Annotated in this window: 10 protein-coding genes; 2 read left to right on the top strand and 8 right to left on the bottom strand. The window is 71.1% G+C overall.

Going from position 1 to position 13,442, the window contains the following annotated elements:
• Window positions 1-16 precede the first annotated feature (16 nt).
• Window positions 17-1,891 carry a cation:proton antiporter gene (locus KIH31_RS15945; protein WP_214428127.1) on the bottom strand — a complete coding sequence of 625 codons (1,875 nt, stop codon included), beginning with the start codon at window positions 1,889-1,891 and terminating at the stop codon, window positions 17-19.
• Window positions 1,892-2,029: 138 nt separating this feature from the next.
• Here KIH31_RS15945 and KIH31_RS15940 point away from each other — a divergent pair, with 138 nt between their 5' ends.
• Window positions 2,030-2,950: an NADP-dependent oxidoreductase gene (locus KIH31_RS15940; RefSeq protein ID WP_214428126.1), complete on the top strand. Its 921-nt coding sequence runs from the start codon at window positions 2,030-2,032 to the stop codon at window positions 2,948-2,950.
• On the opposite strand, the gene KIH31_RS15935 is transcribed toward KIH31_RS15940, so the two are convergent.
• Window positions 2,947-5,520 (bottom strand): excinuclease ABC subunit UvrA, encoded by a 2,574-nt coding sequence (locus KIH31_RS15935; protein WP_250546120.1) that lies wholly within the window; start codon window positions 5,518-5,520, stop codon window positions 2,947-2,949. The two genes, KIH31_RS15940 and KIH31_RS15935, sit on opposite strands and share 4 nt — an antisense overlap.
• A 151-nt stretch (window positions 5,521-5,671) precedes the next feature.
• Between KIH31_RS15935 and KIH31_RS18215 the strand changes: the two genes are divergently transcribed.
• Window positions 5,672-6,829: an SDR family NAD(P)-dependent oxidoreductase gene (locus tag KIH31_RS18215; RefSeq protein WP_250546109.1), complete on the top strand. Its 1,158-nt coding sequence runs from the start codon at window positions 5,672-5,674 to the stop codon at window positions 6,827-6,829.
• Window positions 6,830-6,836: 7 nt separating this feature from the next.
• Here KIH31_RS18215 and KIH31_RS15920 read toward each other — a convergent pair whose 3' ends face one another.
• The 6 genes from KIH31_RS15920 to KIH31_RS15895 form a co-directional block, all read right to left on the bottom strand.
• Window positions 6,837-8,087: an MFS transporter gene (locus KIH31_RS15920; RefSeq protein WP_250546108.1), complete on the bottom strand. Its 1,251-nt coding sequence runs from the start codon at window positions 8,085-8,087 to the stop codon at window positions 6,837-6,839.
• Between the two features lie 39 nt (window positions 8,088-8,126).
• A complete protein-coding gene (locus tag KIH31_RS15915; protein ID WP_214428123.1) occupies window positions 8,127-8,423 on the bottom strand; it encodes a rhodanese-like domain-containing protein in 297 nt (98 codons plus the stop codon).
• A gap of 122 nt (window positions 8,424-8,545) precedes the next feature.
• The gene (locus tag KIH31_RS15910; RefSeq protein WP_214428122.1) at window positions 8,546-9,199 is read right to left on the bottom strand and encodes a LysE family translocator; all 654 of its coding nucleotides are present in this window, start codon (window positions 9,197-9,199) and stop codon (window positions 8,546-8,548) included.
• 30 nt (window positions 9,200-9,229) lie between these two features.
• Window positions 9,230-9,712, bottom strand: coding sequence for a hypothetical protein (locus KIH31_RS15905; RefSeq protein ID WP_214428121.1), 483 nt, complete (start codon window positions 9,710-9,712; stop codon window positions 9,230-9,232).
• Window positions 9,709-12,174 (bottom strand): molybdopterin oxidoreductase family protein, encoded by a 2,466-nt coding sequence (locus KIH31_RS15900; protein ID WP_214428120.1) that lies wholly within the window; start codon window positions 12,172-12,174, stop codon window positions 9,709-9,711. The genes KIH31_RS15905 and KIH31_RS15900 overlap by 4 nt, the downstream gene beginning before the upstream one ends.
• Window positions 12,175-12,299: 125 nt before the next feature.
• Entirely contained in the window at window positions 12,300-13,442 is a 1,143-nt protein-coding gene (locus KIH31_RS15895) for an NAD(P)/FAD-dependent oxidoreductase (RefSeq protein WP_214428119.1), read from the bottom strand.

The following is a 13,442-nucleotide window of genomic DNA, read 5'->3' as shown; positions in this document are numbered from 1 at the left end:
CGGATCCCCTGACCGCCTACCCGAGCAGCTCGTCGACGTAGCACCAGCGCCAGGACTCGCCCGGCTCGGCGCTGCGCATCGCAGGGTGCCCGGTCCGGCGGAAGTGGGCGGTGGCGTGCCGGCCGGGGGAGGAGTCGCAGCAGCCGACATTTCCGCACTCCAGGCACAGGCGCAGGTGCACCGGTTCGGTGCCCTCGGCGCGGCAGTCCATGCAGTACGGGTCCTCGGGCGCCGGCAGGTCCTGTGCCGCTTGCAGGTGCTCGCAGCCGCCCGCCACCTCCGGGGGCGCCGTCAGCAGGTAATCGGCGCTGCGCTCGTCGCCGGCCCGGGGCGAGTCCAGCATGGACTCCTCCACATCCAGGCGCTGGAGCACTTCGTCGACGACGTCGTGCGGGTACGCGCCGGCGCGGCGCAGCTCCAGCACCTTGGCCCGTTCGGCGGCGAGCATCTCCATCCGCAGCTGGGCGTAGCGCTGGCTGGGAGTAGGGGCCTCGGACTCCGGGCGGCCGAGGCGCTCCCAGGCGGCGAGGCTGCGCTCCTGCGTCCGCCGCTTGAGCATGGCCAGCACCTCCGGCGGGTCCTCGGAGATGGTCCGCTCCCGCAGCTTCTCGATGCCTGCCGAGGTCGCCTGCTGCAGTAGCGATGCACTGCTCAGCGCGTCCTCGTCCCGGTCCGGCCCGCGCAGTGCCAGCCGGCGGACGAGCCAGGGCAGGCTGAAGCCCTGCAGCACCAGCGTGCCGCCGACCACGCACAGGGCGCCCAGGACCAGCACCGGCCGGTGCGGGATCCCGTCGGGCAGGACGAAGACAGCGGCCAGGGTCACCACACCGCGCATCCCGGCCCAGGACACGACAGCCGCCATCTGCCACGGCGGTGCGGGATCCTTGCGCTGGACGGCAGGGATCAGGCGCGGCAGATAGGTTGCCGGGAACACCCAGACCGGCCGGAGCAGGAGCACGGCCAGCAGGACCAGCATGCACACCAGCCAGGCATCCGCCGTCCCGAGCGCGTCCGCCGCGGCGGCGTCGATGATGTCCCGGACCTGCAGCCCGATCAGCAGGAACACTGCGTTTTCGAGCAGGAACTGGACGGTGGCCCAGTTGCTGCGCTCGCTCAGCCGGGACGAACCGTCAGGCATCAGAGGGGTCTTGGTGCCGATCATCAGGCCGGCGACGACGACGGCGAGCACCCCGGAGGCGCGGATCTCCTCCGCCGGGACGTAGGCGAGGAACGGGGCCGCGAGCGACATCGAGGTGTTGATGGCGACGTTGCGCACCTTGCGGCGGATCAGCAGCAGCACGGACGCGGCGGCCACCCCGACGGCGATCCCGCCGAAGACGGCGATGGCGAACTGCAGAGACACCTGGGCGAAGCTGACGCTGCCGGCGACGGCGGCGATCGAGGCGCGCAGCAGCACCAGCGCCGTGGCGTCGTTGACCAGGGACTCGCCCTCGAGGATGCTCACGACCCGGCGCGGCATGCCGACCCGCCTGGCGATGGCGGTGGCTGCGACGGCGTCCGGGGGAGCCACCACTGCGCCGAAGGCGAACGCGGCCGCGAGCGGGACCTCCGGCAGCAGCCATTTGGTGACCAGGCCAATGGCGAAGGTCCCGAAGATCACATAGCCCACGGAGAGCAGCCCGATGGAGCGCATGTTGGCGCGGAAGTCCACCACCGACGTGCGCAGCGCCGCGGCGTAGAGCAGCGGGGGGAGGATGCCGGTCAGCACCAGGTCCGGGATCAGCACCACCCGGGGGATGAACGGGAGGTACGAACCGGCGACGCCGGCGAGCACGAGCAGCAGCGGCACCGGGAGCCCGGCCTTCCGGCCCACCGCGCTCGCGGCGCAGACGACGGCGACGAGGCCGAGCAGGCCGAGGGCGATCTCCATCTGCCAATTCTGGCACCCGGCGCAGCCTGTGGGCGCGCCGTCATCCCGGCCCGCACGGGTTTCCAGGCGGAGCGCCCGGAGCGCCCCCGGAGCCCACTCGGGCGGAATACCGCTCCGCCGGTACCCGTTGCGCCAAGCATGAAGGCAATTACTTACAGCACGTACGGCAACCCCGATGTCCTCGAACTCACCGACCAGCCGATGCCCAAGGTGGGCCCGGGCATGGTGCTCATCAAGGTCAAAGCCGCGTCGGTGAACCCGGTGGACTGGAAGATCATGGCCGGCTACCTCGACGCCATCATGGACGTGCAGTTCCCGGTGATCCCGGGCTGGGACGTGGCCGGCGTCGTCGAGTCCGTGGGCATCGACACTCCGCAGTTCGAGCCCGGCGAGGAAGTGATCGCCTACGGCCGGCGCGACTACGTGCACGGAGGCAGCTTCGCGGAGTACATGGCGCTGCCCGCACACATGGTGGCCCGCAAGCCCGCCGCGCTGGACTGGCAGCAGTCCGCCGGCCTCCCGCTGGCAGGCCTCACCGCGTACCAGGTGCTCACCCGGCTGGGGCTCTCCTCCGGTGAGACCGTCCTGATCCACGGCGGCGCGGGCGGGGTCGGTTCGCTGGGCATCCAGATCGCCGCCGCGCTGGGTGCCACCGTCATCGCCACCGCCTCGGAGAAGAACCATGACTTCCTCCGTTCGCTCGGCGCCACGCCGGTCAGCTACGGCGACGGCCTCGCGGAGCGCGTCAGGCAGATCGCTCCCGGCGGTGCGGACATCGTCGCCGACTTTGCCGGCGGCAACCTGGAGGCCACCCTGGCCGTGCTCAAGGACGGCGGACGGCACGCCTCGATCGCAGATGCCGAGGTGGAGCAGCACGGCGGCACGTGGATGTGGGTCAGCCCGGTGGGGTCGGACCTGCAGGCGCTCGCGGATCTCGCGGACCAGGGCAAGCTGACGGTCGAGGTCGCCAAGGCCTTCCCGCTGGAGCAGGCCGCGGAGGCCTACCGGCTGAACATGGAAGGCCACACCCGGGGCAAGATCATCGTCGAGGTCAGCTAGGCATCAGGCTGCCGGCCGGCGAGCCCCCGGGCCAGATAGGGTGCCGTCCGGCTGTCGGGGGACGCGGCGACGGCGGCGGGCGCCCCGGCGGCAACGATCCGGCCTCCGGCGTCGCCGCCGGAGGGACCAAGGTCGATCACCCAGTCCGCCGCGGCCACCACGTCCATCTCATGCTCGACGACGACGACCGTGTTGCCCGCATCGACCAGCCGGTTCAGTTGTGCCATCAGCAGCCTGACATCGGCCGGGTGCAGGCCGGTCGTCGGCTCGTCCAGCAGGTACAGCGTGTGTCCGCGGCGGGCGCGCTGGAGTTCAGTGGCGAGCTTGATCCGCTGCGCCTCGCCGCCGGAAAGCTCGGTGGCGGGCTGCCCGAGCCGCAGGTAGCCCAGACCCACCTCACGCAGCGCCGCCAGGCTGCGCGCGGCGGCCGGGACGTCGGCGAGGAACTCGGCGGCGGCGTCCACGGTCAGCCCGAGCACCTCCGCCACGTTCTTTCCGCGGTAGCGCACCTCGAGGGTTTCCGGGTTGTAGCGGGCGCCTCCGCAGTCCGGGCACGGACCGTAGCTGCCGGGCAGGAAGAGCAGCTCGACGGAGACGAAGCCCTCGCCTTGGCAGGTTTCGCAGCGGCCGCCGGCAACATTGAAGGAGAACCGGCCGGCGCCGAATCCGCGCGCCCGGGCCTCCTCCGTGGCCGCGAATTCCTTCCGGACCGCGTCGAACAGGCCCGTGTAGGTGGCCAGGTTCGAGCGCGGAGTGCGGCCGATGGGCTTCTGGTCCACCCGCACCAGCCGGTCGACGGCGTCCATCCCGGCCACCTCCCGGACCTGGGTCCGGTCTCCCTGCGTTTCACCGGTCTCCGCGTCCGGCTCTTCCGCGCCGGGGGACTCGGTGCCCACGTGCATGCCGGCGACGTCGGCAAGGACCTGGCTGACCAGCGTGGACTTGCCGGACCCGGACACACCTGTGACGGCGGTCAGCACGCCGAGCGGGAAACGGGCATCGAGGCCGCGCAGGTTGTGCCGGCGGATGCCGGTCAGCGTCAGCCAGGCTTCCGGGTTCCGGGCAGCCGACCCGCCGCCGTCGATCCCGTTGCTGTCCCCGTTGCTGTCCCGCCCGCCGCCGTCGAACAGGAAGGGCCGGGTGACGGACTTCTCCACCTCCGCCAGCCCGGGCACCGGGCCGCTGTAGAGCACCTCGCCGCCGCCTTCCCCGGCGCGCGGGCCGACGTCGACCAGCCAGTCCGCCCGGCGCACCACGTCCATGTTGTGCTCCACCACGAACACCGAGTTGCCCGAGGACTTCAGCAGTTCCAGCACCGCCAGGAGGGGCTCCGCGTCCGCCGGATGCAGGCCCGCGGACGGCTCGTCCAGCACGTAGATGACGCCGAACAGTCCCGAGCGCAGCTGGGTGGCGATCCGCAAGCGCTGCATCTCGCCGGGCGAGAGGGTCGGCGTCGCCCGGCCCAGCGCCAGGTAGCCCAGCCCCAGCTCCAGCAGCACGCCGATGCGCTGGCGCAGGTCCCGCGCGATCGCGACCGCCACCTCGGTTGCCTCGCCGGACGACGCCGAGCGCCGCGCAGCGCCGGCACCGGTCAGTTCGGCGGCAGGGCGCAGGATCTCCGTCAGGTCCGTCATCGGCACCCCGTTCAGTTCGGCGATGCTGCGCCCGGCGAACGTGACGGCGAGCGCCTCCGGCCGCAACCCGCTGCCCCCGCACTCCGGGCACGGGCCGGTCTCCATGTACCGCAGCACCCGCTCCCGCATGGTCTGGCTCTTCGAGTCGGCCAGCGTGTGCAGCACGTAGCTTCTGGCGCTCCAGAAGCGGCCCTTGTAGGGCTTTGCGACCCGGTCCCGCTGCGGGTTCACCTCGACCACGGGCTGTTCCTCGGTGAAGAGGATCCAATCCCGGGATCTCTTTGGCAGCTTCCGCCAGGGGACGTCGACGTCGTGGCCGAGGACGGTGAGGATGTCTCGCAGGTTCTTGCCCTGCCAGGCGCCGGGCCACGCCGCGACAGCGCCGTCGCGGATGCTCAGGTCCGGGTCGGGCACCAGCGAGGCTTCGGTCACCGTATGCGCGGTGCCCAGCCCGTGGCAGACCGGGCAGGCGCCGGCGGCGGTGTTGGGGGAGAACGAGTCCGATTCGAGCCGTCCGGCGGCGGACGCCGGGTAGGTTCCGGCGCGGGAGAAGAGCATCCGCAGCGAGTTCGAGAGGGTGGTCACGGTGCCGACAGTGGACCGGGAGCTGGGCGCACCCCGGCGCTGCTGGAGGGCGACGGCGGGCGGCAGGCCGGTGATCTCCTCCACCTTGGGGTTGTGGCCCTGCTGGATCAGCCGGCGCGCGTAGGGCGCCACGGACTCGAAGTAGCGGCGCTGGGCTTCGGCATAGATGGTCCCGAACGCGAGGGAGGACTTCCCGGACCCGGAGACGCCGGTGAAGGCCACGATCGCGTCGCGCGGAACCTGGACGCTCACATTGCGCAGGTTGTTCTCCCGGGCGCCGCGGACCCGGACGAAGCCGTCCGCGTGGTCCTGCGGAGCGAGCTCGGCTTGGGTCTGCTGGTCCGGGTCCAGCTGTCGCGGGGCCGGTTGTCTCGGGGGCAGTCCGGGCAGGGCGGCGGATTCAGGATGCACCCGTTCGACTCTAGACCGCCCGGCATGCTGTGCGAAAAGCCGCGGAAGTGCCAGCATGGGAGCGGGACACCACCGCGACCGATTGGATGCCATGAGCGAGAACCCAGCGCACGCCCCCGGCAGGACAGTCCTGATCACCGGCACCTCCTCGGGCATCGGCCTGGCGACTGCGCTCGCGGCGGCACGGCAGGGCTGGGCCGTCGTCGCCACGATGCGGGATCCCGGCAAGGCCGGCCCGCTGAAGGAGTCGGCTGCTGCAGCAGGCGTCGAGCTGGACCTTCGGCCGCTGGACGTGACCGAGGGCCCGGCCGTGCACGCCGTCGTCGAAAGCGTGATGGAGGACTACGGCCGCCTCGACGCGGTGGTCAACAACGCCGGGGCGGCGATTCTCGACCGGCGCGCAGTCGCCGGAGGAGGTAGGCGGGATCATTGCCGACCTGCTCGGCGCCGGCAACCCGCCCTTCCGGGTGCAGACATCGGACTGGGCCCGGGACTTCGTCGGTACCAAGCTCAAGGACCTGGACGGATCCCGCGTCACCGGCATGACGGCGGGCTGGGTGGGGCTGTGAGCGGGGCCGGCCGTGCCTCCGGGCCCGGGCCGTCGGACGTCGGCGCGGGGCCGCAGGAGCTGCAGCATCCCAGGTTCGCGCGGGCCTTCGCTGGCGCCGTCGCGGAGATGGACGAGCGCGGAGCCCGCGAACACCGGCGCCGCCTGGTGCAGGGCCTTTCCGGCCGGGTGGTCGAACTGGGGGCGGGCACCGGCGCAACGTTCCCGCTCTACCCGCGGACGGTCAGCGAGGTGGTGGCGCTGGAACCGGACGACTACCTGCGCTCCCTGGCGGTCCGGGCTGCAGCGCATGCGCCCGTCCCGGTCCGGGTGCTGGCCGGTCGGGCGGAGGAGCTGCCGCTCGAGGACGCCAGTGCGGACGCCGTCGTCGCCAGCCTGGTGCTGTGCAGCGTGGCGGACCAGGCAGCCGTGCTCAGGGAGGTCCGGCGGGTGCTGCGCCCCGGCGGCGTCTTCGCCTTCTATGAGCACGTGCGCTCGGAGCAGCCGGTGCTCGCGCTGCTGGAGGACCTGGTGGCCCCGCTGTGGAGCCGGGCAGCCGGCGGCTGCCATCCGAACCGGGACACCGCCGCCTCCGTGCGGGCCGCCGGCCTGGACCTTGCCGACGTCGAGCGGTTCCGCTTTTCGCCGCAACGGTTCACGCCGCCGGTCGCGCACGTGCTCGGCCGCGCGCGGAAGGTGTAGCCCGGCGTCAGGCCGTCCGCGAAGCCAGGCGCTCGGCGCGCAGCTGGGACAGCGACCAGAGGACGACGACGGCGACGAGGGTGACCGCCGCCAGGCCGAGCCCGGAATACCCGACTGCCGCGAGCACCGGGCCGGCCAGGGCGCCGCCGAGCGCACCGGCGGCATTCATGCCCAGATCCGAGGTGCCCTGGATCGCCGGGCGCTCGGGCACAGCGACCGAGTCCGCGACAACGGCCGAGCCCGCCACGACCGAGGCGGACCAGCCCAGGCCGAGCAGGATCAGGCTGACCGTGACTGCGGGCCGGGAGTCCGCGGCGCCCCAGGCGAGCAGCAGCGACGCCAGCAGCATGGCCTGGCCCAGCAGGATGGTGCTGCGCCGGCCGATCCGGTCCGCGAGCCATCCGAAGACGGGGGAGAGCGCGTACATGCCGGCCACGTGCAGGCTGATCGTCAGGCCCACAATGGTCAGGCTCGCGCCGTGCTCGCGCAGGTGCACCGGCGTCATCGACATCAGGGCCACCATCGTCGCGTGGCTGAGGGCCACCGTGGCGACGGCGTACCGTGCCACCGGATTGGTGCGCAGGATGGCCATGCCGCCCTGCGGCCGGGGTGCGTCGGCCGGGACCTTGCGCAGGGCCAGCGCGGTCAGCAGCGGGTCCGGGCGCAGGCCGATTGTGTAGACGAGGGCGGCGAGCAGTTGTGCCGTGACCGAGAAAGCGAACGCACCCGTCAGCGGCGGCAGACCCAGGAACGCGCCCACCGCCTCCCCGGGGTCGAAGAGGTTCGGTCCCAGCACGGCTCCGAGCGTGGTGGACCAGACGACGACCGAGAGGTCGCGGGCCCGCGAGCCGGTACCGGCCAGATCCGTCGCGGCGAAGCGGGCCTGCAGGTTGGTCGCCGAGCCGACGCCCAGCATCATCAGGGCCAGCAGCAGCAGCGGGAACGCGCCGACCGCCGCAGAGGTGATGGCGAGTACGGCGCCGGTTCCCGCGATCAGGGCTCCGGTGGAGAGGGAAACGCGGCGGCCGCGGGCCTGCGCCAGGCGGGCCAGAGGCACCGCGATCAGCGCCGCGCCGAGGGTGCTGCCCGTGGCTGCCATCCCGGACCAGGCGCTGGAACCGGAGAGCTGGGCTGCGAGCAGGGCGCCGAGCGAGAGCGTCGCACCCATGCCCACGCCGCCGAGGATTTGGCCGCCGACGAGGACACCGACGACCTTCTTCTGGCTCGCGGTGCGTGCCGGCTCCGTCGCGTTGGTCATCGGTATCGTCCCCCTCATGGTGCCGGTGTTTCTTCGAGATTAGCGCGTGGGCAGACCCGCCGACTGCCATGCCATCATGCCGCCAGCCATGGTGTCCGCCTGGTAGCCGGCCTGGTTGAGGGCGTCGGCGACGCGGGCGCTGCGGTTGCCGCTGCGGCACACGGCGATGACGGGGCGGGACTTGTCCAGCTCGGCCAGACGCGCGCCGAGTTCGCCCATCGGGATGTGCACGGCCTCGGGGATCATGCCCTCGGCCACCTCGAAGTCCTCGCGGACGTCGACGATCTGGTCCTTGGTGCGGCGGTCGTTGGTCTCGTTGATGGTGATTTCAGCCATGGTGGTTCCCTTTCATCGGAGGGTGTGAAGCGAATGATTCCAGTATGGGTGATACCCCCGGGGGTATGCAAGCGTGCATGTGGAGCGGTAGTCGCGGGGCGCGACGCCGTCTTCGCGGGGCGTCAGTGCGGCTGGGCGGCGAGCTTGATGCCGAAGCCGATCAGCACAGTGCCGGTGATCCGGTCGATGATCTTCGCCGAGCGGGCGTTCTTCAGCCAGCGGGCGGCGAAGCCGGTACCGAGGATGATCAGCGTGAACCAGGCCAGGCCCAGCACGTTGTGCACGCCGGCGAGCAGGGCGCCCATCAGCATCGGGGAGACGCCGGTGGGGATGAACTGCGGGATCATCGCCAGGTAGAAGACGCCGACCTTCGGGTTGAGCAGGTTGGTCCCCGCGCCGGTCAGCCACGCCCGCAGCAGGTCCCCGCGGGTGGTGGGCGGCACTGTCGCGGCGGTGGCCGACGACGTCGGCGCCCCCGGCGCCCGGCGGAAGGTCTTCCACAGCATGGACGCACCGAGCCACACCATGTAGGCGGCCCCGGCGAGGGTGAGGATCCGGTAGGCCGTTTCGGAGGCCGCGAGCAGTGCGGAGGCACCGACCGCGGCAGCGATCCCCCAGATCAGGGCGCCGGTGTTGATACCCAGAGCCGTCGCGAAGGCATAGCCGCGGCTGCGGGAGATGGCCGAGCGCAGCACCAGGGCGGTGTCCAGGCCCGGGACAATCGTCAGCAGCCCGGCGATGACGGCAAAGGAGAGCAGTGCTGAGGAAACGGTCACCCGCCAAGGATAGGCCGAAAACGGGTGCCTTCAGCTGACCAGGATCTGGGTGGCGCTCTCCTTGAGCTTGGCGTTGGCCCAGCGCATCTGCCGCAGCGTCTCCGGGTGGCAGCGTTCCGCCAGCTCCAGCAGATCCGTGTGCTTGATGCCCTGGGCCGCCTGCGCCAGCAGCTCCCAGTCCACGGAGACACCGGCCGCCTGGGTGTAGACCTCGCGGAGGTCGCGCAGCAGCAGGAGTGCGGCCGGCCCGCGCCGCCCGGTCAGTTCGCTGCTCTTCTCCAGCATGGCCTTCACGGCTCCTGGCTCGGAGCCTGCGGCGGGATCGAGCTCCTGGTCGTACCGTCGGCCGATCTCCGCGATGGCCCTGACGTGCTGCTGCGACCAGCGCGCCAGATCCTTCGCCAGGTGGAAGATTTCATGGTCCACCTTGTGCCGGTCCGAGATCCGCAGCAGCTCGTGGGCCAGCTCTTCCTCGGACCGGTGCAGTTCCTTCAATGCGAGCCCGATCTTCATCGCGTTGCCTCCGTGGCCCGTTCCTGCGGTTCCTCCCCGGCGCCGGCATCAGCCCCGCCGTGCGTTGTGAAACCGACGGCCGACGCCGGGGCGGACGCCGTGTTGGTAGGCGCCGGAGCCGGCCCGTCAGCTGCACGAACGCGCTCGATCCGGGCGGCGGCGGTCTTGAAAATGGGCTGCTTGGAGCACGCGTCCCAGTCGGTGATGGTGAGCTCGTTCGCCGCCCGCCCGGCGTCGTCCGGTCCGTGGCTGCCGTCCGTGTCCCAGTACCCGTAATGGAAGGGCACGAAGACCACGCCCGTGCGGATGCCAGTGATGCGCGCTTTGGCCTGGATCGATCCGCGGGGACTCGAGACCCGCAGAAGGTCCCCTTCCGCGATGCCGGCGGCGTCGGCGTCGTCCTCGGCGACTTCCACCCACACCTCGGGGGCGGCCGCCTGCAGCTGCGGCGCGCGGGCCGTCTTGGTGCGGGTGTGGAAGTGGTAGAGCGTCCGGCCGGTGATCAGCATGAAGGGATAGTCCTCGCTGACCATCTCGTGCGGGGGCAGGTAGCCGGCAGCCCGGAGGATGGCCTTCCCCGTCGGGTTCAGGGCCTTGTACTCAGTGGGTTCCACAGGTGCCCCTGTGACGAGGTCGCGGCCGTAGCTCTCGCAGTATTCGGGCGAGCTCCAGAAGTTGCCGCCCTCGTAGAGCCGCTCCGTGCCCTCGGGATTCTCCTCGTTGCAGGGCCACTGGATTCCCGAGCCCCCGCGCAGCTTGTCGTAGGTGATGCCGGTGTAGTCGCACGGCCGTCCCCGGCTGCATTCCTTCCAGGCCTCGAAGGCGGATTCGGCGTCGTGCCACTTGATCAGCGGACCGCCGTCCTTGTCCTTCAGGCCAAGCCGCTGCGCGTAGTCAATGAAGATGTCCAGGTCCGCGCGGGCCTGCCCGGGCGGCTCGACAGCCTTCTCGGACAGGTGCACCGTCCTGTCCACGTTGGTGAATGTTCCCGTCTTTTCGCCCCATGTCGCTGCCGGCAGGACGACGTCGGCCAGCGCTGCGGTCTCCGAAAGGAAGATGTCCTGGACAACGAGGAAGAGCCGCTCCTGTTCGAGGATGGAGCGGACCCGCCGCAGTTCGGGCAGGGACACGGCCGGGTTGGTGCCGCTGACCCAGAGCATCCTGATCGAGCCGTCTTCGGCGTAGCGCATCATCTGCATGACGTGCGTGGGCGGCGAGTAGTGCGGGATCTGCATCGGGTCCACGTTCCACACCCGCGCCAGGTCCTTCACGTGTTCGTCGTTGGACCAGTTGCGGAAGGCGGGCAGGTCCCCGTCTCCGCCGCACTCCCGCGTGTTTTGCGCTGTCGGCTGGCCGTTCATCTGCAGGATCCCGCAGCCGGGCTTGCCGAGCATCCCTCGAATAATGTTGACGTTGTTGACCTGGACGGCTGCTGCTGTTGCCTGGTTGGACTGGTAGAAGCCCTGCAGGACCGTCGAGAGCAGCCGCTCGGCGTGGCCGAGGATCGAAGCAGCTTCGCGGATTTGTGCTGCCGGTACGTCGCAGATGGTGGCGACGACGTCGGGGGAGTACTCCTTCACCCGTTCGGCCAGCTCTTCGTAGCCCACCGCATGGGCTTCGATGTAGGAGTGGTCCACCCAGCCGTTGGCGATGATCTCGTGCAGCAGCCCGTTCATCAGGGCCACGTTGGTGCCGGGCAGGGGCGCCAGGTGGACCGTGGCGTGGCGGGCGACCTCGGTGGGCCGCGGGTCGACGCAGATGATCTTCGGCGGGTTCGGGCCGGCGAGGCGGTCCAGCATCCGCATCCACAACACGCTTTGGGTCTCGGCCACATTGTGACCGTAGAGAGCTATGACGTCGGCGTGGTCGATGTCGGTGTAGGAGCCGGGCTGGCCGTCGCAGGCGAAGGACTCCTTGAGGGCCGCGGCCGCGGTCGCCGTGCAGAGCCGCGTGTTCCCGTCCACATGGTTGGTGCCCAGTCCGCCGTGGGCGAGGGTGCCCAGAGTGTAATACTCCTCGGCGAACAGCTGGCCGGTCGTGTAGAAGCCGACGGCGCTGGGGCCCTGTTCCGCCAGCAGCGTCTTGGTTCGTTCGACGATCCGGCCCATGGCGGTGTCCCAGTCCGTTTCGACGAGGCGGCCGCCTTCCCTGATGAGCGGGACCGTCAGGCGGTCCGGGGAAGCGTTCGCTTGCCAGCCGTAGAGGTCCTTCACCCCGAGCCGGCCATGGTTCACCCTGTCCGTTGCGCGCCCGCGCACCCCCACGATGCGCTCGTCCTTGACCGCGATGTCCAGGGCATCGCCGTTGGAATGCAGGATGGACGCCGTCTGCACCCAGCGGTCGACCTCGTCCTGGCTGATGCCGTCCGCGAGGTAGCTGTCCACCCGGGTGGGCCACTCGTCGCCGGGTCCGTAAGGGCTTCGGGCGCCCCATGGTTCCGCTATTCGGTCCTTGCTCACCATGGGTTTCTCCGCTCTTGCCTCGGCCGGTCGGACCTTCCCCACACTAGGGACCCGCGCGGTAGAGGACAAGGGCCCTGCACAATGCCCGATCATTGCGCAATGCCCGATCACTGCCCAGTGCCCGGTCACTGCATGGTGAACCGGCGGGTGGCCCAGGCAGCTACCGGGGGCGCCCCGAAGAGCGAGCGCAGCAGGGCGTCGCGGGCCTTCACCACGTCCGGCGGGAGGGGGCGCCCGAGCAGCATGTTCACGTGGGCACGCCGGGCCGCAGTGAGCGCCGCGCGGCGCCGGTCCGCTTCGTAGCGGAGGAAGTCCGCGGCGCCCGGCCCGGCCGAACCGCGGGCCGAGGCGGCGGTGAGCAGGGGTGCCAGGGCTGCCGCGTCGAGCCATCCGAGGTTCATTCCCTGCCCGCCGATGGGGCTCACCTCGTGGGCCGCGTCGCCGATGAGAACTGTCCGGCCCTGCACCGAGTTGCGGGCAATTGTGGTGCGCGGGGTGAACGAGCTCAGCATGGTGCTGGTGCGCGGATCCGGGCTGATGCCGGTCCGGGCATGGACGATCGCCGAGAGGTCCTCCGGTGCGGCGCCGATCACAGCGGACGGCATGCGCACCACCCAGCGGCGCATGCCCTCCGGCAGCGGGAAGGATTCGACGACGCCGGCCGCCTCGAGGTGGAGGACTGCCGTGGTCCGGTTGGTGCCGGGGTCGGCGAAGTCGCCCATCAGATAGGCGTCCGGGTGGACCCGCTCGGGCGCCCGGATGCCCAGGCCGGCCCGGACCGCCGAGCGCGCGCCGTCGGCACCAATGACAAAGCGTGCCTCGAACTTCTCCAAGGAGCCCGCGCGGTCCGCGCTGACGACGGCGTGGGTTGAGCGGTGCTCGACGCGGCCCACCCGGGCTCCTCGGACCAGAGCGCCGGGGTCCAGGGCGCGGAGGCGGCGCTCGAGTACTGCTTCGGTCCGCCATTGCGGGACGGAGAGGATGAACGGCGGCTGCATTCCCGGCCGGTCGAAGCTCAGCCGAGCGATTTCCCTGCCGTTGCTCAAGGCCACGCCGCGGTCGATTTTCACCCCGGCGGCCACCAGGTCGCGTGCCACCTCGGCCCGGTCGAGTGCCTCCAGGGCAGGCGGATGGATCCCGATGGCCTTGGAGTGGGCGGGCGCTGTGGCCCGCTGCTCCAGCACCGCGATGCTCAGTCCCCGTTGCAGCAGCAGAATCCCCAGGTACAGGCCGACCGGGCCGCCGCCGACGATCACGACGTCGTGCAC

Origin of the sequence: Paenarthrobacter sp. DKR-5 (assembly GCF_018531425.1) — a bacterium.
Taxonomy (GTDB): Bacteria; Actinomycetota; Actinomycetes; order Actinomycetales; family Micrococcaceae; genus DKR-5.
This window is presented reverse-complemented; position numbering and strand designations above follow the sequence as displayed.

Excerpts from the sequence above, each read along its gene's own strand:
- KIH31_RS15945 (WP_214428127.1), bottom strand. The coding sequence starts at position 1,891 with ATGGAGATCGCCCTCGGCCTGCTCGGCCTCGTCGCCGTCGTCTGCGCC.
- KIH31_RS15940 (WP_214428126.1), top strand. The coding sequence starts at position 2,030 with ATGAAGGCAATTACTTACAGCACGTACGGCAACCCCGATGTCCTCGAA.
- KIH31_RS18215 (WP_250546109.1), top strand. The coding sequence starts at position 5,672 with ATGAGCGAGAACCCAGCGCACGCCCCCGGCAGGACAGTCCTGATCACC.
- KIH31_RS15920 (WP_250546108.1), bottom strand. The coding sequence starts at position 8,087 with ATGACCAACGCGACGGAGCCGGCACGCACCGCGAGCCAGAAGAAGGTC.
- KIH31_RS15915 (WP_214428123.1), bottom strand. The coding sequence starts at position 8,423 with ATGGCTGAAATCACCATCAACGAGACCAACGACCGCCGCACCAAGGAC.
- KIH31_RS15905 (WP_214428121.1), bottom strand. The coding sequence starts at position 9,712 with ATGAAGATCGGGCTCGCATTGAAGGAACTGCACCGGTCCGAGGAAGAG.
- KIH31_RS15900 (WP_214428120.1), bottom strand. The coding sequence starts at position 12,174 with ATGGTGAGCAAGGACCGAATAGCGGAACCATGGGGCGCCCGAAGCCCT.